A 22,961-nucleotide genomic window follows, 5' to 3' on the forward strand; every position below is an offset into this window, starting at 1 on the left:
TTATGAGATTGAAGGAGCAAGAGATTGTGCGATCGAATTTCGCTCCTTCTCCAAAAATGCAGGCTTTACTGGGACACGTTGTGCGCTCACTGTCGTACCAAAAACTCTCAAGGGTAAAGCAGGCGATGGTTCCGATGTAGAACTGTGGAAGTTGTGGAATCGCCGTCAGTCTACCAAGTTTAATGGAGTCTCTTATATTGTACAACGTGGAGCCGAAGCAGTTTATTCAGAAGAAGGACAGGCGCAAACAAAACAATTGGTTAGCTTCTACATGGAGAATGCCAGAATTATTCGCGAGAAACTGAGCTACGGTGGGTTAGAAGTGTACGGTGGCGCGAACGCACCTTATGTTTGGGTGAAAACGCCCAATGGTTTATCCAGTTGGGACTTCTTCGATAAATTACTGCATACCTGTAACGTTGTAGGTACACCTGGTTCTGGTTTTGGTGCGGCTGGTGAAGGTTATTTCCGCATTTCCGCTTTCAACACTCGGGAGAATGTTGAGGAAGCAATGAAGCGCATTACCGAAAAGTTTAAGGTGTAAGCGAAGGTTTTTGAGTCACAGCCTTTGCTGTTTTAGCTAAACTCAATTTGTAGGGTCAAAAGTTTGTGGTGGGCAATGCCCCACCTATTTTATCCACTACTCAAAATCTAGCTAAGGTATTGGCGGGCGATGCAAAGGAAATAAAGCAGGTAACGAGGTATATCGTAGGGGCTGAAGCATTGTAGCGAAATGCAGCTAGACCTAAGGATGAGGAGTAATTGCTAATATTGTTATCACTCCTTGACCTAGACCGTAGTACCAAAACACTCGAAATACGGCTGATGTTTTATTTTCCACATATGCTTCAAATACTTCTTCCCCGTTAGGTCCAGATAAACCATCAAATTTGTGAGTTTGCAAACCAGGATGACGGAGATTAGTTTCCATAAGTACCGGGTTTTTAATACTTTTCGATATTTTTTGGAGTCTGTTTGCTCCAAATTAGCTAAAGTATCCCTGGCTTCAGTAGAGTATTGCAGCCTGAATTGCATTTAATCATCAATCTCCAAGTCTGCATACTGAGCAAAAGAACCTAAGTCATGAACTTCTCCAGAGGCTGCTTGTTGCAAACCCCGTTGTACCATAGCCATCGCTTCTGGATTTTGCCACAGCCATCGCTGATTTTCGGGAATACTTTTTAAATCTATGGGATCTAGCAAAATTTGCCCTGCATCATTGATTAGCACTCGATAGACTTTTCCTTTAGTAGCTTCTCCTATTACTAATTCTCCTACTTCATTCGATGAAACGGCATTTTTAATCACTTGAAAATTTTGACCAGTAATCATAGATAAAAATTTGGTATTTTTTCATCTAATATTGTATCATTACGTGCGTTAACACCAGAAGCAGGTGCTACGGAAGTTGTGAACGGAAACCGTATCAAGGAACAACAGCAGATAGATACTTGGTTGGCTTCTTGGAAACGAGTCGCAGAAGATAATTTATTTACTCAAAGTTAAGTAGTTTATCTTGGCTTTACGTATTCTTTAATGACCTTGACACATAACTTGTTTGCCATGACATATAATACATTAGTATTCCTTACTCCATAGTTGATTATGGTGCAAACAATTCAAGCGAAAGATATAACTTTACTAGAATTAGAAACTTTATGGGGACTACAGCTAATCCGCGATCGACAATTCTTTCGAGAATGGCAAGATGATTTACCAGAAATTACTGAACTAGAAAAACAACAATTAGACAAAGTTCAAGCAGGATACTTTAATTTACTAAGGTATCCGCCAATGCTGGAAAATGTTGTTAAAATGTCAGTTTTAGATCCACTTTTATTTATTGGTGACTTTTATCTATCACCGTTTTACGTCAAATCGGAAAAATCTATAGAAATTTCTGTGGCAGATGAAGATATTATTATCAAGGGTAGCTTAGATGCCTTAGTTTTAAAAGAGCAATTTTGGGTAATGGTGATTGAATCCAAACAAGTAGCTTTTTCTATAGAAGCTGGAATAGCTCAAATTCTAACTTATATGTTAGCAAATCCTTATCCAGAAAAGCCTAGTTTTGGGATGATTACCACAGGAGGAAGTTTTACATTTCTGAAATTAGTTAAAGGAGACACTATACAGTATGCTACCTCTAAAGTTTTTGAACTCCGAAATCCTGACAATGAACTATACGATGTTCTACGGATTTTAAAACGTCTGAGTCACTTAGTCATTTCCTCAACGAATTAAAGAGAGATGATAATCCTAAATCATTTATAAACAATCTTAAGTATTGTAGCAATGCCCACCAAAAGACTTGGTGGTGGGTATTGCCCACCCTACGTGTATTTTATAAATCAAATAGGATTGCTATAGTAACATCACATACTATGAAACCCCTAACTCCTTACGGAGACGCTATGTGCAAGGCACATACTTCGCAAACGCGAACGGGTTCGCCAGTTGCGGTGAAGCAGGCTCGACAAACTCAGTAAATTAACTTGAAAAACCCGGTTTTTCGCAAAAACCGGGTTTTTCATAACTGGTTATGCTGCTAGTTACTGTTTAGCACCATACTCGAATACAGCGCTGCGAGTAAAATCAATGCGCTGTTCAAAATTCAAACCTTTGACGTTATTTACGAAATCTTGGGTGTTGGAGGGTAGTTGATAATCAGATGGTACTTGAATAACAGTACCATCTTCCATAGCTCTTGCCAATCTGAGCCACAAATCTAATTTAGCGCTAGAGCTTAAAGCTTTGTAAGAACGGCTGATATCGTTGTCAGCACCTGTAACGATGTCTCGCTGTGCTTGAAGTTGCTGTTCTTTGGGCAATGCACGAATGGTATCGTAGAAAGCAGCAGCAGTATCTTGTGCAGAAGTCTGGTTTGCTGGTGTTAATTGATCTTTGATATCTAAGTAGCCAAACCACAGGAGAGCTAGCTGAGTATCTGCGTCAAAGCTGCGAAACTGCTCTACAAGCTGCTTAGTTTTTGGATCTGCGGTGAAAGTCATAGTAATCTCCGATTGCTTTATTGAATGAGTTCTCTTCAGTGTTTTTGAGGTGATTTAGTATCGCCTTCTTTACAATATTTAATAAGTCCACCACCAGAGATTAACCCTGCTTGCGATAGAAATGGTATTTGTAGCGATCGCTACTGAAGACAGATGTAAGCAATACTTTATATAAGTAATACTATTTCGGATTTTAGATACGTGGATTTTGGATTGAGGAAGCTTTGTCAGGACTAGATTTTACACGACTATCTAGCGTCTTCTTTTGGAAACTTAGTATAAGTCGTCACAGATGAAGTTAATAATGGAGGTTTATTATTTGTTGCTCGATCGCTTTTGTTTGCAATCGCAGGATTAACGATAAAAGCTTATTGTTGTAACAAGATGTGATTTTGCAGTTATTTCTGGGAATTATAGGTATGTCCTTAGCAGAATCTATGTTGTTCGGGGTGCATCTACTTTTTTCAAGCCAATCGTCACTTTGCTTTGGCAGTGAGAAGCCGATAGGATGGGGTCGGGTTATTCTTGAGGAACAAAAAGATCCCTGACTTCTTCCTAAAGTCGGGGATCTAGACCTAATATCGTTACGCAGCAATGTCTACAAGCTGAATATCAAAAACTAGGTCTTTTCCAGCTAATGGATGATTGGCGTCTAGTGTCACGTTTTCGTTTGAAAGATCGGTGACGGTTGCAGGAATATATTGTCCGGGACCTTGTTGAATTTGCAACTGTAGACCAACTTCTAAATCGAAATCTGGGGGTAACTGATTGCGATCGACTTGAACTACCAATTCTGGTTGATGCGGACCGTAAGCTCGATCGGAAGGAATTTCTGCAGTTCTTGTCTCGCCTACACTCATGCCAACAACTGCTTCTTCAAATCCAGGAATAATTTCTCCCTCACCAATTGTGAACTGCAAAGGGTCGCTATTAGTAGAGGTATCAAAGACTGTACCGTCAGTTAATTTGCCCTCGTAGTGAACCACTACAGTATCACCATATTTTGCTTGTGTCATTATTATTCTCCTGACATTTTTATGTAGCAAGTGTTTAGCGATCGCTCAGATAATCAGTGACCAGTGTAGCAGTGACCAGTGACCAGTGACCAGTGACCAATGACTAGCAAATCCTCGCACTCAAATAAATTAATTTCTCTTGTTTATCAATAAACTCAGGAGCTTCTACATTAGATATAACCGCTCGTCGAGCGTTGGTCACTGGTCACTGTTAAACTGGTCACTGTTGAACTGGTTACTGGTCAGGTGATTATTTGAACGATCGCATCTACTAAGGTTTCCGGCTCAAGTGGTTTGGAGATGTGCAGCTGAAATCCCGCTTTCAATGCTTTTTGTCGGTCAATCTCCCCTGCATAAGCAGTCAGTGCGATCGCTGGAACCTGTCCTCCTTGTTCTGGTGGCAATGCTCTTACCTGGCGTAATAAAGTATACCCGTCCATGCGAGGCATTCCAAGATCGGCAATGAGGATATCGGGCTGAGTTTGATAGAACAACTGTAGTGCTTCTTCAGCAGAAGACACAGAAGTGACAACAGCACCAGATTGTTCCAGAATAAAGGTAATCAACTCCAAATTATCTGCATCATCATCGACAACAAGCACCTGGATACCTTGCAAAGCCAGTACGTCTTGCATAAAAGCCCCCTACCGATTTATTAAAGTTTGGAGACGGAATTATCAGGAAGCATCATGATAAAAGTTGCTCTCTGTACCTCTCCTAAGCTTTCAGCTTTGATGGTTTTCCCAAGCATTTCAGCAAAGTGGCATACGATCGCCAGTTCTAGCCCCATACCCCCAGAGGTTTTTGTTGTGATACTACCATCACTTGGCCGAAGTAATCGAAAACGTATGGCAAAAACCAGGCTTGATACTAATGCCCGTTTCTTTAACTAAGATTGAGACCTCACAGATTTGAGCCGAACATTGACTCAAACACCTGTAGGGTAAAGTTTACTGTTTAATAGCGAATCAGTAAATAGCAATCCGATTTTTTTGTAAAAGTGTGGAATATTTACACCAGTTTAGTTTTTGTATTAAAAGTTACATATATCCTTCTGCCCTTTGCCCCATCGGCTCTTTCTTCTGGTAAAACCCGATTGTTATTCATCCAACTGAAAACTAATGCAAACTACTGCAAGATGTTAATAACAGTTATATCTTACAAACAGGAATGGAGACCAACAAGTGCAAATTACCAAACGCAATGTTGAATTGAGAGTAGACGACAACTTATTGCGCGTTTATGTTGCAGCCCCTAAACCAGCAGGAACATACCCAGGCATTATATTCTATACGGATATTTATCAATTAGGTGAGCCAATGATTCGTTTGGTAAACTACTTAGCAGGACACGGCTATGTAGTCGCAGCCCCAGAAATTTTTCATAGAACAGAACCCGTTGGTCTAGTTATTGACCCAGATGATATTGGTAGAATGCGGGGTAATGACAATGCTCGTCGAACCCCAGTAGCTGGTTATGACGCTGATTGTCGTGCTGTCATTGAATTCCTTAAGGGGGAAGGTTCAGTAGCCTTGGGTCAAATAGGTACTTTAGGTTTTTGTATTGGCGGACATCTATCTTTCCGAGCTGCTTTCCAAAGTGAAATCAAAGCAGCAGTTTGTTGCTATCCTACTGGTATTCCAAGTGGCAAACTAGGTCAGGGAGTAGCCGATACTATTCACCGAGTGAGCGAAATTAAAGGCGAAATGCTAATTGTGTTTGGTACTCTTGACCCTCACATCCCACCACAAGACCGTCAAACAATTATCAAAACCCTTGAGAATGCGAGTGTTCCTTATCAAGTTTATTCATATGAAGCAGAACATACTTTTATGCGCGATGATGGCGATCGCTATGATTCTGCAGCTACAACCTCTGCTTGGTCTGAAATTATAGCTTTCTTGAAACGTATTTTTGCAACCTAAGTAGGTCGTCGTTGGTCATTGGTCATTTGTTATTAGTCATTTGTATCTGATTTCGATTGGTTTTAGCGGTTTCATCTTGACTCGCTATTTCTTCCTGGTAATATTCTTCTCGGAAGTAGTAACTGTAGCGCTCATTTTTTGGAATCACTCCATTCACGACTTGTCCTAATATCTTCTGACCGGATTTTTCTAAAAGTTCTTTAGCAAGAGTAACATTAACAGAATCAACCATCCCCGGACGAACGACTAACAAAACACCGTCAGACATTTGACCTAAATTAGCAGCATCCGCAGCAACAGTTAATGAGGGAGCATCAATGATAACAAAGTCGTAACTGACTCCAAGCTTGTCAATTAGACTAGCCATTCGTTTTGAGTCAAGGAGCGCTGCAGGACTCGGAGGAATGACGCCAGAAGTCAAAACATACAGATTATCCATAACTTGGTTGATAGCAGTCTTGATTTCAGCCTGCCCAACGATGATATTGCTGAGACCTTGACTATTATGTAGTCCCCAAATGAAATGTTGAACGGGACGATGCAAATCTGCATCTATCAGTAAAACTTTACGCTCTTTCTGAGCCATTGCCATTGCTAAATTAGCTGCTACTGTTGACTTACCTTCTTTGGGTACAGAGCTAGTAACAACAATAACTTTGAGTTCTTTATCAGCACTGACGTATCTTAGATTAGCCCGTAGCATACGAAAAGCTTCACTAACTGGCGAGGGAGGAGTATCTTGAACAAAAAGCGGGCAAGTACCCAATTCATATTCCTCGTTAATACGAGTAGATGTTTTAGATTTACTGAAGGAAGGAATGACGCCTAACAAAGTTAATCCAAGTAATTCTCTTGCCTCATCAACTGATTTAATTGATTTATCTGTTGCTTCCAAAAGTAAAATGGACATGATTGATGCTATTGTCGCTAGTAAAGCAGCACTCACATACCAAATCATTAAAGAAGAAGTAGGCTCTTCAGGTATTTGGGCTGGTGATATGTTACTTGCATTACCTATATTCTGATTCTCTGCAATTCTACTTTCTTGGAGCTTTTGTAGCAGAAGAGAATAGGTAGATTGAGCAGCTTCTACTTTGCGTTCCAATTGGCGTTGTTGTTGCTCTAATTTAGGCATATTTTGAAGTCGTTGTTGATAACTAGCTTGCAACTTGGATAAACTCGCGGCTTCACTAGCTAATCCCTGACGACTTGACTCTAATCTAACAAGTTCTGCAATAAGTTGTTGCTGTAACTCTCCAGTCTGTAGCTTTCCATTTTGTCTGATTTGAGTCGTTGTTCCTGCAACCTGTTTTGTTCGCTGTTGTAATATTTCTTGCAAGGCTGTTAACTTGTTTTCTAAATTAATTATTTCAGGATGCGAGTTCTGGAGAACTGTACGCCTAGCAGCAAGTTGAGACTCTAGCTGCTGAATCTCTTTGAGTACATCTTGTACTCCAGATGATTGATTGAGAGAAGCTACAGTTAGAGCTTCTTGCGAATTCATACCTAGTCGTGTACGTATTTCTTTAATCTGGGAGTTTACATCTGCTAGTTTAGACTGAGCAGTTATATTTTGCTTTTGTATTTCTGTAATAACTTCCACTCCCTTGGTGGCTTCCTCTCGAAGGGAAAGAACTTTGTTCTTTTGTTGAAACTCAGCTAATTCAACTTCTGCTTTACGGACTACTGATTCAGCTTTCGGTAGTTGTTTTTCAAGAAATTTACGAGCAGCCACTACTTCTGTTCTGCGGTGAGATACGTTGTATTCCAAGTAAGTAGCCATTAACGCATTTACAACCCGTGCTGCTCTTTGCGGAACTGTGTCTTTATAGGAAATTTTGAGAATATCAGTTTTTTCGATATCAACTATCTTGAAATTTTCCAGAAAGTCTTTATGTTTTAGTAACTCACCATTTTTGTCTCGTAACTGAAGTTTATCTATGGTTTTTTGTATAACGGGAAAAGAACTAATCACTTCTGCCTCTGTTATAAGAGGATTGCTGTTTTCTTGTGTTACTGATTCTAACTTGTTTAGCTCTGTTCCTACTCCAGTAAGGGATGAAATCTTGTTGATTCTTTCAAACAGCAATTTTCCTTCTGCCTCATATTCAGGCTTTTTTACGGAAGAAGGAAGAGAAGCTGCTAAGAAAACAGTCAAAAATGTTCCCAATGCGGCTAGCCGTCTACGCTTTAGGATTTGCCAATATGTGTCAAAGCTTAAAACAGAATCTTGTGCTTCCATAAATCTACTTTCAATAATTACCAAGTAGCTGGGTACAATTTATCAATCATGAAATTTTGTAAAATTTCAACAAATTCAGAACCGAGCTTGTAATGTAAAGTTTTTATAAAATCCTGGAAAAAGAAATTTTTTGAGTGTTCTGATGAACTGCTGAAATTGCGTTAATCACTCGCTCTAAATCCTCAGTTGTCAAGTTAGATCCAGAAGGTAGGCAAAGACCACGGGTAAATAACTCCTCAGCAACGTCACCACCAGCACACTCACATTCAGCAAAAACAGGCTGTAAGTGGAGTGGCTTCCAAACAGGACGAGTTTCTATTTGTTGTTCGGCAAGTACTAAGCGGATTTGTTCTCTATCTGCGCCAAAAGCCGCAGAGTCTATTGTCAGGCATGTCAACCAACGAGAGGCACGTCCAAAAGCAGCTTCTGGCATGAATTCTATTCCTGGTAAATGTTTCAGTGCAGAGGCATAAATTTCAAAATTGCGCCGTCTAGCTGCGACTCGCTCACTGAGGACTCGTAACTGACCGCGACCTATACCAGCTAAAACGTTACTAAGGCGATAGTTATAGCCAATTTCTGAGTGTTGATAATGAGGAGCTCGATCGCGTGCTTGTGTAGCCAAAAAACGGGCTTTTTCTACCAGTTCTGAATCTTCTGAAACCAACATCCCACCACCGGAGGTTGTGATGATTTTATTGCCATTGAAAGAATAAATACCTACACGTCCGAAAGTTCCAGGTGCTCTTCCTTTGTATGTAGCTCCCAGAGCTTCAGCTGCATCTTCAATTAAGGGAATCTCATATCGCTCGCACGCTTCCAGAATTGGTTCTATATCCGCACTTTGACCATATAAATGTACAACTATAACCGCTGATGGTAATTTTCCCCGTCGATCGCAGTGCTTAAGGGAATCCCACAATAACTCGGGATTCATGTTCCAAGAAGTGCGATCGCTATCAATGAATACTGGTTTCGCTCCTAGGTAAGTAATTGGGTTAGCGGTTGCAGCAAAAGTCAGTGTCGAGCAAAACACCTCATCCCCATATCCGACACCAACTAATTGCAAAGCCAAATGGATGGCTGCTGTCCCAGAACTCAAAGCTGCTGCATGAGGAGCCTCTATGAGTTGACAAAATTCTTTCTCGAAAGCATCTACATGAGGACCAACGGGGGCAATCCAATTCGTGTCAAACGCTTCTTTTACGAATTCTAGTTCGTCAGCGCCCATATGGGGTGTTGACAGGAGAATTTGTTCGCTCATGACTCATTAAAAATATTGGGTGAACGGTATGCTGGAAAAAACTCTGTTTGGAGTATTTTCTCAACGTCAATTTTCAAAGATTTTGCTCGTAATTCGACTAGAGAACGATATTTTTCCTGGTCTGTAATTAGGCGTAGTGTCATGAAGGCATGACTTTGTTTAGAGAAACCTGCTTTGAAATGATAGAGACTATCTTTCGCTCCTCCTACTCCTCCTCCGAGATGAAAAACGTGATTTCCCCGTTCTTTCGCCCAGAATCTCACATAATCAAACATTAGCTTGCTAGGAGCTGGTTTCAAAAAATCTGTTTTTGTACCACCTAGGTGATATTGAACTATGCCACAACATTCTGTAAACAGACCGGCAGATGCTATTTGTTCATTATATTCTACAATACCAATATGAACTTTATCACCTAATAACTCTGCAAATTCTCTTAAAAATTCTATTCCAAAATAATAATCATCTCTAGCATTTACCCGGTTCATCGTTTCTTCATATAAAGTATTAAATTCATTCATAAATTCTTTTGCAGACACCATTCTTGCTGTCAATCCCAGACGTTTACACTTATTGATTTTATTACGGTGTTCCGATCTAGTTTGATGCCAAATTTCTCGAGCATCCAGTCTTAAATCAATAGAAACTGTTGAACCATTGACTTTTAAAGAGCGATCGTCGAGCAATTGATTGACATTCTCGTTAAGTAGAGGATGAAGCCGTAAAAAAGCCGAACATACCTGCTTGTCGCGAAACACCTGTACTAGCGCCTGCATTGCCAAGCTCAAAAATTCTGGCTGACTAGCTGCTGCTTCCGAAAGTAAAAATCCAGGATAGCCATAAGGCGAGACAACATCAAAAATTTCCGGTGTCTTGAACGCGCAGTTAAATAAATCATCACCGCAACGTTGCATATAAGGCAAGAAAAAGACTTTTTCATCCTCGGTTATTAAAATAGCCTCTGGTATTGCTTTAATTCTTTTTGATTCCAAATACATATACTCAGGCAAATGATAAATATCATGATTGAGCTTTTCTAGAGTTTGTTTCCACAAGGGGTGAGTTAAATCAATGACTTGAATGTTCATCATAAAAATGTATGGTGTAAGGTGTAGGGTGGTGTAGGGTGTGACACCCCACACTCTACACCTTGTTCTTTTTAAGTTACTTGAGTTGACCTTTAAATTCTTCGGCTGAAGCATACCCTTCCTGGCTAATTCCATCTTGTTGCAAGACTTTGAATACTGTCAGAAAAAGAATCTTCAAGTCCAGCCAAAGACTCCAATTATCGACATACCAAACATCTAGTTTGAATTTTTCTTCCCAGCTTAGAGCGTTGCGACCTTTAACCTGGGCTAAACCCGTGATACCTGGTTTGACATCATGACGGCGTGCTTGTTCGCAAGTGTAGCGGTCAAGATACCTAACTAATAAAGGACGAGGACCAACGAAGCTCATGTCATCTTTAAGAATATTCCACAACTGAGGGAGTTCGTCTAAACTCGTTTTCCGCAAAAATTGACCAAAGGGTGTGAGGCGTTGTTCATCAAGAAGTAAATTCCCTTGCTCGTCACGTTCATTTGTCATTGTGCGGAACTTGTAAAAGTTGAAAATATGACCATTTTCACCAGGACGGGGTTGGGTAAAAACAAGTGGATAACCCATATGAAAATAAATAGCGATCGCAATTATTAGTATCACTGGAGAAAGAACTAACAGTGCGAGCGCTGCTACAAATTTATCTAATGCCAATTTGATAAATCTGTTATGTTGCTTGGTTAAACCGTCTTTCTGGAAAACTCCACTACTCATAAATACATCCTATCCAGTCATTAAAAAACAGCAAAGTAACACTTTATACAGAAAACTGTATAAAAACAAATTACGTCTTTGTGCAGGAAAAAGCTTTGCTTTCTTTTCTTGAAAAGCCTATATTTACGGTAGATGTTATTCTGGTTCGGTTTTAGTTAATACTTTAAAGACTAAGTATTTTAAAAATATGCACACCTAGCGAAGCAAACCTAGTATTGAAAGTTCCATCAGTAACTGGCACTACATTGTTTTCGAATAAAACAGTAGCTTGTTTAGCCTTTGGAGGAAGTCCTATAAACTTTCCGACAACAGGTTCTTGCGTAGAGTTAACAGCAATCACATAGATGTTGTTATTCCAAACTTTTGTTAGAAAATTGACAGAAGGGAAACTGATTGGCTGAGCCATATCATTAAATTTGAACTGACTTGTCTGTTGTGGTCCAGTGGTGATTTCAAATCTTACATTACGTAACTCCTTACCGTGTAGAATGACTGAACCGAGTTGGTCAGGTCCTGTAATTTGTTGTGCAGCTCGGTTGTACGTTTGCCAAACTGAATCTAAGGATGGATGATCGCGCTTGTGCCAGTAAGAAAAGATAAGAATCCCTCTTGCTCCTGAGACGATAGATTGCCAAAAGTCATGATATGCGCCTTGGCTTGTCATAATTGACTTTCCACCTTCGTAAAAGAGTTCTAAAACTGCAACAGGTGTTTTCTTACCATGAAGATAATCAGAACCTATGTCGGCATGAGCGAGATGAATGCCCTTAAGCGTAGTTTCTATCCGCCATCTAACCCATGCATGGGGCATATTTACATAAGTCGTATATACACTCGCGGGAATAATATCCAAATAAGGGACATATTGCTTGACATCCTCAGCAGTATAGTGGCCGGGAATGTACATATAATTTGGTCGCTTTTTCGGGTCATATTTGCGCGTCCAAGTAGCATAATTGGTTACTAGCGCCATTTCTCCCTTCTCCCAGTAACGTCGTTCCTCTGGGAAATCCCACCATACAACTCGATCGCTTCTAGCAAGATTTGATATCGTCTGTGCAGCTTGAGCCTCTGGGAGAGGTTCTGATTCACCAGGTAGACTTGCAAGAGCAAAAACTTGACTTTCTGCCGCAGTTTTTAGAAAAGAGGGAGTGAATTGGTAGCGGTGAACGATATTCCATCCCTTGCGTCGTACCATCCACATTTCATCAGAAAGGTGTATGGAATATAGACCAAGTGGAAATAGATTGCCTTGCGGATATACACTCTGTGGAACAACAACCTGTGCGTTTTTCGTTACAAAGACTACGTGTAGAACTACTAACCCAAAAATGATTAGTGATATTACTATATAGTATACAAATTTTTTTCTCGTCCTATATGTCTGCTTGTAAAACGTTGGTGAAGACATTGTAAACCGCTCCTAAAAATTTAACTGCTCAATAGTGGTAAGCGGTTTTTTCTATGCATGCTTGTTTTCATAAACCTGGGGTTGTACGGTTTCTTTTAAAACTTTCTGAAAAACAGTTACTAGTTTTTGGTAGAGTAATTCACGGTCAAACTCAGTATCTGCAATTTGTCTAGCTGCAGATCTAGCAGTTTGCAGACGCTCGGAACTATTTAAAAAATTTGCCAATTGAATGGCACCCTCCTCTGGATTCTCACCAGGAATGCTTATACCCGCACCAGATTGTTCAAGAAGCTCTTTCTGCCAACCACCGTAGTTAATAACAACAGGACGACCGGATGCTAGTGCATCGAAAAATTTATTAGCCGAATTGTTCTCCATTTCTCGAATGGGGAGAAATAAAGAGGTTGCAATGGTGCAAGCAGAAAAAAGTGCAGGGATTTCTACCTTGGGAATAGGTGACCACATCCAAAAGTTTTTTTCCAGAACCCCTAACTTCCGACTCTCCTCTCTCACTTCATTCTCACAGGCACCAGAGCCAACTACCAAAAACTTAGCTTCAGGCAACAAATCAAGCATATGCTTAGCTACACGAGCAAAATAGCTGACTCCATTGATATATCCTAAAGTGCCAGTATAAATAATCAACGGACCGCCAGATAATTCTGGGTGTCGGCGTAGAAATTCGACGCCAACTGACTCCGGAACATTAAAACGTTCATTATCGCAGGCATTAGGAATCACTACAACCTTTTCAGAAGGAATACCTTGCTTGATTATGCCTTCCTTCATACCGGGAGAAAGTGCAACAATCTGGGAAGCATTTTGATAAGCTAGCCGCTCCAGTTGATGAGCCAAAAATATAGCTAATGGAGAGCGTATAGCTTTAACAGCAATAGGCATTTCAGGCCAGAGGTCTCTCACTTCAAAAACATAAGGTGTACCTCTTAACCATTTTCGCAATAATGCTGGGATGGCAATAGTCAATGGGGTGCTAGTGGCAAAAACGAGATGGGCTTTTGGTTCTCGCATAACTTGTATGGAAGACTGCACTGCAAAGTTAAGAAATGCCAATATTCTTCGGGAGTAACTCATGTTGTTACTATAGTTTGAAGAAATAGTTTTTAACTGAAATTTGCCTTGGTAATTCTTAAAGAAATTTACAATTTGAGTCCCTGAGATATTATGAATTTCTGAGTCGCTACAAATCATAGAAACCTCCCAGTTATCTCGAACCAAACGAAGAGAAAATTCCCAAGACCTGATTCCACCAGATACAGATGGAACTGTAAAGTATTGATGTAAATAAATTAATTTATATGATGCCATAAAAATCCCTTAATTTTTATTCAGTAAGTTTGTATATTCTTGAAGTAATTGCATTCCAATTTGCTCGCTAGAATATTTGTTTTCAACTAAACTTCTAGCAGCATATCCTTTACTTTGAAGCTGCGATCGCGCTTGTAAAATACAAAGTAAAGTATTAGCAATTGCTTCTGGATTTGGCTCAACTGACCATCCTGCATTAGCGACAGATACTTCGGTTGCTATATTAGTACCTGGTGTCAATAAGCAAGGAATGCCATAAGCCATAGCTTCTAAAACAGCTGTTGGATGTCCTTCAAAACGCGAAGTATGAATAAACAAATCAGCTTGTTGTAAAACTGCGTGCTTGTCTAAACCTAAAATAGGGTTATGTAAATAGACAAAATCTTGAATTTGATAGTTATCAATTATGTTCTCAATAATATTTCTGCTTCCTTTGATATCAGGACCATACAAATGAATTTTAACTCTAGCTTCTCTTAAAGAATTTTGTGCAAGTGAACAAGCTTTTAGAAGTAAGTCTAATCCTTTATGATTGATATCTAATCTTCCTATGAAAACAAATTGTAATTCTTCCTGCTTTCTAGAAAAAGCAATTTTTTCTTTTGGAGGTAATTCTACACTATTACCAACTATAAAAATCGGACGTTTCCATATTTTAACATCAGTAGCTTCCAATTCAGTTAAACAATGTAATGCCACAGCATGGGTTACCATCCAGTTAAAAAACAAAATATTTCCTGCCATTTTTTTCCATCTTTTAACTTGCTGTGCGCCCTTTGTCATGCCACCATGAGGACAAATGACATAGGGTATACCCTGACAGTAGGATTGATAAGCAAGCCAAGCATGATCTGGTATATAAGTGCTGTGAAAAATAATTAAATTAGGCTGATTTAAAGGTTTTGGCATTGCTGAAATTGCAGAATATAATGGTAGCTCTCGAATGTGTACAACTGGATAAGGTTCTATGAGAGTATAAGGATTAGAAAATTCTGTGGTTAAAATCCCAGTTTTCACTCCTATCTGATGAAGTGATTTAACTACTCGTGGTATGGCAACCGTTAATCCTGTAATTTGATTATCTGCAATGGGTGCTATATGTAAGATTGAAGTCGAGCGAACTCGTTCTTCATCCAAATTATTCATACAGGTATTTCCCTCTTTAGTCACTGCTCAAAAATGTTGTTAGCTAACTTCTAATGAAATACTTTTTCTTTTAGAAGTACTACGCTCTTGTTTTTGCACCCAAATAGGAACCATAATTATCATGGTTATAATCGGATAGTTATCGTATAAAGTTCCTGAAACAAGAGAGCCTATATAAATAGGCAATAGAATGATGGTCAAAAGCTTCCAGTTACCAGTTACTTTTCCTTTAAGTAATAAAATTACATAAATAAAAGTAAAGGATAAAAGTATTAAACAGGGAAAAATACCAGAATTATACAGAATATCTAGATAAAGATTGTGAGGATAAGAATATATGTAATTGCTACCCTCTCCAAATAAAAAGTTATCTTTCATTAAGAAAGATGGCAAATTATCTAAAAAACCCTGTCTATCTTTAATAGAGCCTGACGACGCTCCACGGTCGTAAAACCAAAATCCTCTGTAATCAGAACTTAAGGTAGAAAATAATGTGTAAATAACTAATGCAAGCACAAATACTATAACAAAAATACTAACTATCTTTAGCCACTTTTGCTTAATTGATAAGATTGACATAGAGAAATATAATAACAGAAATTGTCCTACTATTGTTGCGCCTCGTGAACCTGTTTTTAATAAAATAAATAAAGAGATGAATAAAGAAATAAAAGTCATTAATAAACTATTCATTGAAGACCATAATTTAAATTTTGCCTTCACACTTTCATATTCTTGTTTGAAAAGAATAATGTGTAATAAAAAGATAGCTCCTATTATTCTGTAATAAACATTTGGGCCAAATAGAAAAGATTGCCTGGAAGAATCTCCGGAAAAACGTTGAGTTAGTACTCCAAGAATTACAATTAATACAAATGGTAGCCATTGAACTACCTTAGCTCCAGGACTATCGCTAAGCAAGCGATTAAGTGTATAGTTAGCAAAAACTAAAGCGTTCACATAAAGGATTGTAGAAAAAGCTGCAAAATAGTATTCAAAATTATATTTATAAAATTGAATTAATATTGGTAGAAAAAATACAATCAAAAAGATTTGTACTAAAACTTCTGTTTTTTGAAATTTAAAGTTTCTTCTTAAAGTAACAATAATGAGCCAAAAAATACCAAATATAGGAACTCCAAATACTTTTGTATCTCCGGAAAAAGTTATACAAAATATGAGAAGTAAATCCAACGGGATTAGGAGACCATCTTCTAAAAATTTTTGAGCACATTTTTGACTAATAACTATCTTGTTCATTTAGGTTCTTTCCTTCTATCTAAATGAAGTTTGAGCTTGCGTCAAGTAAATTTTTTCTAAATCTTTAACCCCAGTCAGAATGTTAAATAAACTTTGCTCGACAAGTCTGAGAGCTTCTATTTGCGAGATTGTTATTTTAGACTGACGGACAGCTAAAATTGCCTCTGCCCAATCGGAAGCTTTTTGAGATAAAGATAGTCGATGTACCAGAGGTTTGACTACATCTCCCTCGTTTGGAATGACATCTGATAAAAAACAAGGTAGTCCAGCAGATTGCGCTTCTAATTGCACAATTCCTTGCCCTTCATATAGAGATGGAAACAGAAATATATCCATAGCACCTCTCATCAATTTAGCAACGTCAGATCGGACACCTGTAAAGATGACACGGTTAGCTAAGCCTAGCTGAACGGCTTTGTGCTCGATATTTGATCGCAATGAACCATCACCTACTAGCAGTAAGTATATTTTCGGTTCTCTCTGAGCAATTTCTCTAATAATGTCCAGAATAAACGTATGGTTCTTAGCTTCAACAAATCTACCTACATGACCGATAACAAAAGCATCCGTCGGAATACCCAAGTGAGTGCGTACAGCAATTCGATCGATTGGATCGCGAAATACAGTCAAGTTAATGCCGCAGCAAAGATGCTTCCAACGCGGATCGGTTTCGCAAACTGACCCAAATAGATCGGCTATTGCGTTGCGATTAACTCCCAAACCAACAGTAGCATAACGGTTAATCCACCATTTTGCTAAGGTATAGTATGCACGTCTAAGCCATCCCGCTCTGGCGTCAATTGAAGAAGTATCGGTATGGGTATGAGCAATACGAACAGGTACACCAGTTTGCTGAGCTAAGCGCAGGATGTAACCACTAAATAAATGGACATGAGTGTGGACGATATCATATGGACCGTTCTCCCGTAAAATTCGCTGGAAATTGGATGCATAAGTCCAAGGTCTTGATGGATGAAGGCAGGGAATAATTCGACTGTTGAGGGCACGAATCTCATCATCATAAGCACAAGGTTCTGTTGTATGAACAAGGAAGTCCATTTGAAAACGCTCGCGATCTATGTGACGCAAAATGCCCATTAGCCAAGTTTCAATACCCCCTCGGTTCATACTTGCAACAACATGGAGGATACGTACTGGATACTTGTCAAACACAACATTTTTTTGGTTAATTGTTAGTGTATTGCTAGAAAATTCACTTTGCATACAAACTATTCCTTATAAATCTTTAGATGCGATCGCTCCCTTAGACTTGAGACAGCGGTTCCGATTCTCGATCGCCACGTCTATTGATTCTAAACAACGCATAAATAATCACGCCTAAACTCAGACCCGCCTGTACGACTGCTGCAATGAGTAACGCGATTGCGGCTCCTCGCAATCCATAATTTGGCAGCAACCACAGGCAAGCTAAAGCTAATGTGCCTGTAACTATGACAAACAAAGGTATTTGGATACGGAAATACCTCGCTGCTGACATTCCATAACCCAGAAAGGAGGAGACATTATTAATAGCTGCTGCTACCATTAACCACACAAATAAATCTTTATGCTGACCGTACTCAGATTGGTAGACAATTGTCAAAATCTCCTTACCGATAACAAGAGTGACTAAAACGACTGCTCCGCCCAAGATAGCACCAATTCCTACTAACTTAAACAGGAGTGCGCGGAATGCAGTTCCATTACCAGAGGCATAATATTTAGCAAGCATTGGAGTGGCTGATTGCCCTAGCGCTGTCACCACCATGTTTCCCAATATAGTGAGATAAGCAAGCGCCGCAAAAATTCCTAGTTCGCGCTCGCCCAATTGTCGCTCAATAAAGTAACGCGGAATGTTGCTATTGAGGGAAATAAGCATCATGACAATACCTAGTGGTAATGTAAGCCTGACTAGCTTCGTGAGTTGTTTCAAGTTCCACTGAGGTTGCACGCCATTTACAGTATTTTGTATTCTTGTTTCTTCACTATGCGGCGTTGCTTGATAATTGAGTATGTTTGTACTAGTACGAATGTCATAACAGAGTAAGACCAAAGCCCAAGCAACAGTTAATCCTACAGTTCCCCAAGTAACACTACTAGACATATAAACACCAATGCCAAGTAGTAAAAGTGATAGAGGTCCTTTAATCATCATCGATATGGCAACCCGATCCATGCGTTCGTATTTCTGGAGCAGTCCATAAAATACGTCACTGATAGACTCAAATCCTTTAGCTAAACCAATTAGAAGAATAATAAGCGATGTCTCCCAACGATACCCAGCTATCAACGTAATCAGCACAATGACTAATAGAGCTAATACTGTTGAGATGACCCGGAGACCAAGATAATCGCCAAAAAGATATTGATGGACAACGTCTGTTGCTTGAACGTGTTGCAGTTGAAGATTTGTCAACATGATTATGGGAGCAGTAACTGCAAGCCCTAATGTGAATTGCCCAACCATCTCTGGACTACCAAGTTTCGCAAGTACTACCAACATCCCCCACTGACAAGCGGCGTAAACAAGATTGCCAATAAAAGTCCAAGAGAAGTTATGATGCAGTGTGAGAGGCTTATGATGTTGCATCTGTTAAAAGTTATACCCTTTTATACGTTTGTAACAACAACTGTTCAATACTCATATACCATAGTCTCCTTGTCTTCACATAAATGTTTTACTCAAAGCTTTTTGATTCATCGCACGTAGTGGTAGTTTAATAATTTCTTTCAATTGATTCAGAATTCTAATTCTATATTGTAATTCGATACCGAAATCAAAAACAATGCGATATCCATCTACACAAGCTACCCATTTTCCTTCGATAATTTGATGAGGATCGATATTATGCATTCCAGTTTTATTCCAACCAAAGCCACTGGCTTTAAGAATTGGATTCTCTCGAACTTCTTTTTCTACGTAAGTCGTTGTTGTTAACTCAGTTATTTCAAAAGCTCTCACTTTACTACCATACAAATGTTCGTCGTCCTGTGTATATCTAAAAATTCTTTCATCATGTACAATCACTCTACCTCCTGGTCTCGCTATATTTAAATTTGCTTCTATTACAGGACTTTTAGGATGTAGAATCCAGTTTCCCATGAAATCATTAGCATAATAAAGATGTAAAACGTCACTTTTTGGTGATGTGGTAAACATCCACCATATCCCTTTGTAATTAAATATAGAAGAATCTACATAATCAGCACCATCAAGTAAAGTTTTTACCAATGACCATTTTTTGGGAAAATCAACTGCTTTGTACAAGCGGATAGAATTTGCTTCATAACTTTCAGGAATCATGTAGTAGTCGTTTTGAAATTTGAAAACATAGGGATAAGACAAGTGAAAAGGCTCATCAAGGACTATTTCCTCGTAACGCCAGTTGATACAATCCTCGCTTGTTGCCAGACCTATATCTCCTTTATTATCAGAAGCATTCAGAACTTCAAAAAACATATACCAAGAGCCATTTTCATAAACCATAAATGGATCGGCAACAAATTTGGCTGGTACATCTGTAACATCCTTTGCAGTCAAAACTGGATTGTTGATATGTTTAGGGGAATCAAACTTAAAAAGAGATTCACCTGTATAGATTCCGATTGACCAATCTCCTTTCCTTCTTATAAAACTTTTTGCCATTCTTTTAGTAAAAGCAACGTATTTCAGTTTTTCTAGATGTTTAATCATTAACTGCCCTCTCCTCTTCAAGTCATGAAATTAGTTCATCAATCTCTTTATTGTATTCCTCTGAAATACAATAAAGAGTAAAGATACTATTTATCTCAATAAAAATCTCTCGCACATTGCCTTCATTCTATCTGACTTGTAAAGCCGTTACAGCATTAACAAACACTTGGTATAACTGTAACAAGTTTATTTGTTGAATCGTTTGTGGATGGATTGTTATGAAAAGATTCTGATTTGTATCCCGTAACTATTTTTTTAAGCAGAAGCTTGATAGAAATCATATCATTTTTATCAGCCACTTTACATAAAATTTCTACAGTTCCAGCCAAATTTTCACAGATAACCCGACTAGCATTATTCACAACAAACAGTTTTTCGTGTTGTGTTCGTTCGTACTCTTCTCCTGGAATAAACAGCTCCTCATATAACTTTTCTCCAGGGCGCAAACCTGTAAATACAATGTCAATATCTTTATTGACTTCATATCCAGAAAGGCGAATGAGTTCTTTGGCTAAATCCACAATTTTGACAGGTTCGCCCATATTCATCATTAGCACTTCACCACTACGTCCAAGTACGGCAGCCTGTAAAACAAGTTGAACAGCTTCTGGAATGGTCATGAAGTAACGGCAGATGTCAGGATGGGTTACAGTTATGGGACCACCAACTGCAATTTGTTTTTTAAAAGTAGGTACAACACTCCCCCGACTACCCAACACATTACCAAAACGAACAGCCACGTAAGCTCTGCCACTTTCTTTTGCCGCTTGCAGTACTAACATTTCAGCGATTCTCTTGCTAGCCCCCATAATATTAGTAGGGTTAACTGCTTTGTCTGTGGAAATCATGACAAAATGTTTAACGTTGTATTGTAGTGCCAAATTCAATAAGTTTTTTGTTCCAAGCACATTGTTTGAAATTGCTTCTGCAGGATTTAATTCCATCAAAGGGACGTGCTTGTGTGCTGCAGCGTGAAAAATCACATCTGGTTGGAACACTTCAAAAGCCTGTTTTAGACGCTCTTGAAAGCGAATATCAGCTATGAAGGCAGACAAACGAGGGGTATGTCTTTGTCCTTTGCTGTCGTTTTTAATGGTTTGGACAGCTTGTTCAAGTTCTTGTTGAATATTGAACACAGAATTTTCTCCATGTCCTACCAGAATCATTTCAGCAGGACAACATTTGAAAATTTGACGGCAAAGCTCGCTACCAATAGACCCACCTGCTCCTGTAATAAGTACTTTTTTGCCTTGAAGAAATTGATACACCCTTTCAATATCTGTCTGTAAGGGTTCGCGTCTCAGCAAATCTTCAATCCTTACGTCCCGAATACTGTCTACTCGCACGCGACCGTTGAGGATTTCATGTATCCCTGGTAAAGTGCAGGTTTGAATTCCTGTTGCTTTACAAATATCTACGATTTCCCGCATGACTTGTCCCGGAACTGTAGGCATGGCAATGATAACCTTGTGGATATCAAGAGCTTTGACTGTATCAGGAATTTCATTGCGATCGCCTACCACAGATATACCCCGAATTCTTGCGTGTAATTTTTTAGGGTCATCATCAATGAAGGCAACAGGATAAAAACCCAGTTGAGGATTGCTTTGCATTTCTTCTACCAGAGAAACCCCTGCACTACCAGCGCCAACTATTAGTACGCGTTCTCGTGGATTTATAGTTGTACGCCATAGGCTAACTCTTTCTACTACCCTAATACTAAAACGCAGCATCACAATGAAAAGAAACGAAAGCATACCATCGATTAATGGCAGCAATTGCGGTACTCCATCGTTCATCAAGTCTCTGTAAACCAAAACATCAAATAACAAGGTTTGGCTCACTCCTGCAACTACCATCAGTATGGCTATATAGACTAATTCTTCAATACTGGCGTAACGCCAGTAACGCCTATAAAAACCAAAACTCCAAAATACACTAATTTTGGCAAATAAAAACAGTGTGGTTACTAACGCTAGCTCTGATGTGTAAGTAGCGATATTAAGATTGCCATCCAAACATAAAAGCAGAGCTAATAATGGTGTACTAGAGAAAATAATGATATCGCAAATGAACAAATGACGGTTTCTAAGTTTCAGCAATGCGCTTAATAAACTGTTTTTTGATTTTTGATTAACGGTGTGAGAAGTCATGAACCACCCTCGAACGCTTTGAAGAAAAACAATACTAACTCTAGCCTTGGAAGCTTGTCTTTATATAGGGTTAAGTGCCTGCGTCAACTATGCAAGCCTTTGAAAAGCGTAATTTACAAAAACCTAAAACACAGTGACAAAATATCTTCTTCCGACACTAGCAACTCATGCGAATTAAACTAGTCAACTGTGTTTGCACCACATATCAAGTACCCTTGTAGTTAGCAATCAAAGGGTTATATGAATCAAGGTATTTTTAGCTAGTACGCTTTGTAGTAGCTAACTTTGATAGAGAAATCAAGGTAGGTGTTCTTGAGGATTTTAAGCGATTGAAGGTAGAAGTGGTGGTGCAGCCTCGGCGTTTCTCAGTAGCTATTTAATTCTCACCCTGTCTTGTACTTTTAAACATTCAAGCTACTAAGAATAGATAGATATCGCCGTCTCTATTATTTATGGCTCTTAACCCTGGTTTAAATCGGTTTTTAAATTTACATCCACACATAAACTTACAATACTTAGAAATTCTCTCACCAGAACTTTATTAAAACATTAAATTTCAGATCTCTATCGACTTACATAAAGCGCAACTAAAATTTCCCAAACATAAGCCTTTGACATATTAAATTACTTTTACTCTTTATAAAACTTTATAAACAACCTATGAAGTAAACCTGTTGTTAACCCTTGATCTTTATAGTTTT

General features: G+C 38.9%; 21 protein-coding genes. 3 read left to right on the top strand and 18 right to left on the bottom strand.

The features are described from left to right. Window positions 1-544: aminotransferase class I/II-fold pyridoxal phosphate-dependent enzyme (locus tag ACKTT2_RS17620; protein WP_407889189.1), on the top strand; the 544-nt coding region annotated here is incomplete at its 5' end. A gap of 201 nt (window positions 545-745) precedes the next feature. Here the strand turns inward: ACKTT2_RS17620 and ACKTT2_RS17625 are convergent. Further along, window positions 746-931: a hypothetical protein gene (locus ACKTT2_RS17625; RefSeq protein WP_407889191.1), complete on the bottom strand. Its 186-nt coding sequence runs from the start codon at window positions 929-931 to the stop codon at window positions 746-748. A 104-nt stretch (window positions 932-1,035) separates the two neighbouring features. Continuing rightward, on the bottom strand, window positions 1,036-1,332 hold the full coding sequence (locus tag ACKTT2_RS17630; protein WP_407889193.1) for a hypothetical protein: 297 nt from the start codon (window positions 1,330-1,332) through the stop codon (window positions 1,036-1,038). Between the two features lie 273 nt (window positions 1,333-1,605). Between ACKTT2_RS17630 and ACKTT2_RS17635 the strand changes: the two genes are divergently transcribed. Continuing rightward, window positions 1,606-2,244: a restriction endonuclease subunit R gene (locus ACKTT2_RS17635; protein ID WP_407889195.1), complete on the top strand. Its 639-nt coding sequence runs from the start codon at window positions 1,606-1,608 to the stop codon at window positions 2,242-2,244. Between the two features lie 308 nt (window positions 2,245-2,552). Here ACKTT2_RS17635 and ACKTT2_RS17640 read toward each other — a convergent pair whose 3' ends face one another. From ACKTT2_RS17640 to ACKTT2_RS17655, 4 genes are all read right to left on the bottom strand, one after another. Next, entirely contained in the window at window positions 2,553-3,011 is a 459-nt protein-coding gene (locus ACKTT2_RS17640) for an orange carotenoid protein N-terminal domain-containing protein (protein WP_407889197.1), read from the bottom strand. Window positions 3,012-3,595: 584 nt separating this feature from the next. Continuing rightward, complete coding sequence (locus ACKTT2_RS17645) at window positions 3,596-4,027, bottom strand: FKBP-type peptidyl-prolyl cis-trans isomerase (protein WP_407889199.1); 432 nt, start codon at window positions 4,025-4,027, stop codon at window positions 3,596-3,598. Window positions 4,028-4,269: 242 nt separating this feature from the next. Next, a complete protein-coding gene (locus tag ACKTT2_RS17650; protein WP_407889201.1) occupies window positions 4,270-4,662 on the bottom strand; it encodes a response regulator in 393 nt (130 codons plus the stop codon). 20 nt (window positions 4,663-4,682) lie between these two features. Further along, window positions 4,683-4,817, bottom strand: coding sequence for a hypothetical protein (locus tag ACKTT2_RS17655; protein ID WP_407889204.1), 135 nt, complete (start codon window positions 4,815-4,817; stop codon window positions 4,683-4,685). Between the two features lie 394 nt (window positions 4,818-5,211). Between ACKTT2_RS17655 and ACKTT2_RS17660 the strand changes: the two genes are divergently transcribed. Further along, entirely contained in the window at window positions 5,212-5,952 is a 741-nt protein-coding gene (locus tag ACKTT2_RS17660) for a dienelactone hydrolase family protein (protein ID WP_407889206.1), read from the top strand. Window positions 5,953-5,974: 22 nt separating this feature from the next. Here ACKTT2_RS17660 and ACKTT2_RS17665 read toward each other — a convergent pair whose 3' ends face one another. The 12 genes from ACKTT2_RS17665 to ACKTT2_RS17720 all read right to left on the bottom strand — a co-directional run bounded on the left by ACKTT2_RS17665 (window position 5,975) and on the right by ACKTT2_RS17720 (window position 22,260). Next, the gene (locus ACKTT2_RS17665) at window positions 5,975-8,194 is read right to left on the bottom strand and encodes a GumC family protein (protein ID WP_407889208.1); all 2,220 of its coding nucleotides are present in this window, start codon (window positions 8,192-8,194) and stop codon (window positions 5,975-5,977) included. Window positions 8,195-8,297: 103 nt separating this feature from the next. Next, window positions 8,298-9,458: a DegT/DnrJ/EryC1/StrS family aminotransferase gene (locus tag ACKTT2_RS17670; RefSeq protein WP_407889210.1), complete on the bottom strand. Its 1,161-nt coding sequence runs from the start codon at window positions 9,456-9,458 to the stop codon at window positions 8,298-8,300. Then, on the bottom strand, window positions 9,455-10,549 hold the full coding sequence (locus ACKTT2_RS17675; RefSeq protein WP_407889212.1) for a GNAT family N-acetyltransferase: 1,095 nt from the start codon (window positions 10,547-10,549) through the stop codon (window positions 9,455-9,457). Before ACKTT2_RS17675 ends, ACKTT2_RS17670 begins: the two co-directional genes overlap by 4 nt. 73 nt (window positions 10,550-10,622) lie before the next feature. Continuing rightward, window positions 10,623-11,270, bottom strand: a complete 648-nt coding sequence (locus tag ACKTT2_RS17680; protein WP_407889214.1) for a sugar transferase — start codon at window positions 11,268-11,270, stop codon at window positions 10,623-10,625. 163 nt (window positions 11,271-11,433) lie between these two features. Beyond that, window positions 11,434-12,468 carry a hypothetical protein gene (locus ACKTT2_RS17685; RefSeq protein WP_407889216.1) on the bottom strand — a complete coding sequence of 345 codons (1,035 nt, stop codon included), beginning with the start codon at window positions 12,466-12,468 and terminating at the stop codon, window positions 11,434-11,436. Between the two features lie 264 nt (window positions 12,469-12,732). Then, the gene (locus ACKTT2_RS17690; protein ID WP_407889218.1) at window positions 12,733-14,007 is read right to left on the bottom strand and encodes a glycosyltransferase family 4 protein; all 1,275 of its coding nucleotides are present in this window, start codon (window positions 14,005-14,007) and stop codon (window positions 12,733-12,735) included. A gap of 9 nt (window positions 14,008-14,016) precedes the next feature. Beyond that, window positions 14,017-15,153, bottom strand: coding sequence for a glycosyltransferase (locus ACKTT2_RS17695; protein WP_407889220.1), 1,137 nt, complete (start codon window positions 15,151-15,153; stop codon window positions 14,017-14,019). A gap of 39 nt (window positions 15,154-15,192) precedes the next feature. Then, window positions 15,193-16,413, bottom strand: a complete 1,221-nt coding sequence (locus tag ACKTT2_RS17700) for an O-antigen ligase family protein (RefSeq protein ID WP_407889222.1) — start codon at window positions 16,411-16,413, stop codon at window positions 15,193-15,195. A 15-nt stretch (window positions 16,414-16,428) separates the two neighbouring features. Beyond that, complete coding sequence (locus tag ACKTT2_RS17705) at window positions 16,429-17,637, bottom strand: glycosyltransferase family 1 protein (RefSeq protein ID WP_407889224.1); 1,209 nt, start codon at window positions 17,635-17,637, stop codon at window positions 16,429-16,431. Between the two features lie 40 nt (window positions 17,638-17,677). After that, a complete protein-coding gene (locus tag ACKTT2_RS17710) occupies window positions 17,678-19,003 on the bottom strand; it encodes a lipopolysaccharide biosynthesis protein (RefSeq protein WP_407889226.1) in 1,326 nt (441 codons plus the stop codon). Window positions 19,004-19,078: 75 nt separating this feature from the next. Further along, window positions 19,079-20,107, bottom strand: coding sequence for a glucosamine inositolphosphorylceramide transferase family protein (locus ACKTT2_RS17715; protein WP_407889228.1), 1,029 nt, complete (start codon window positions 20,105-20,107; stop codon window positions 19,079-19,081). 155 nt (window positions 20,108-20,262) lie between these two features. Next, entirely contained in the window at window positions 20,263-22,260 is a 1,998-nt protein-coding gene (locus ACKTT2_RS17720) for a polysaccharide biosynthesis protein (protein ID WP_407889230.1), read from the bottom strand. Window positions 22,261-22,961: the final 701 nt, after the last annotated feature.

It is taken from the genome of Scytonema hankhaensis NUACC26, from assembly GCF_045865695.1.
GTDB lineage: Bacteria > Cyanobacteriota > Cyanobacteriia > Cyanobacteriales > Nostocaceae > Scytonema.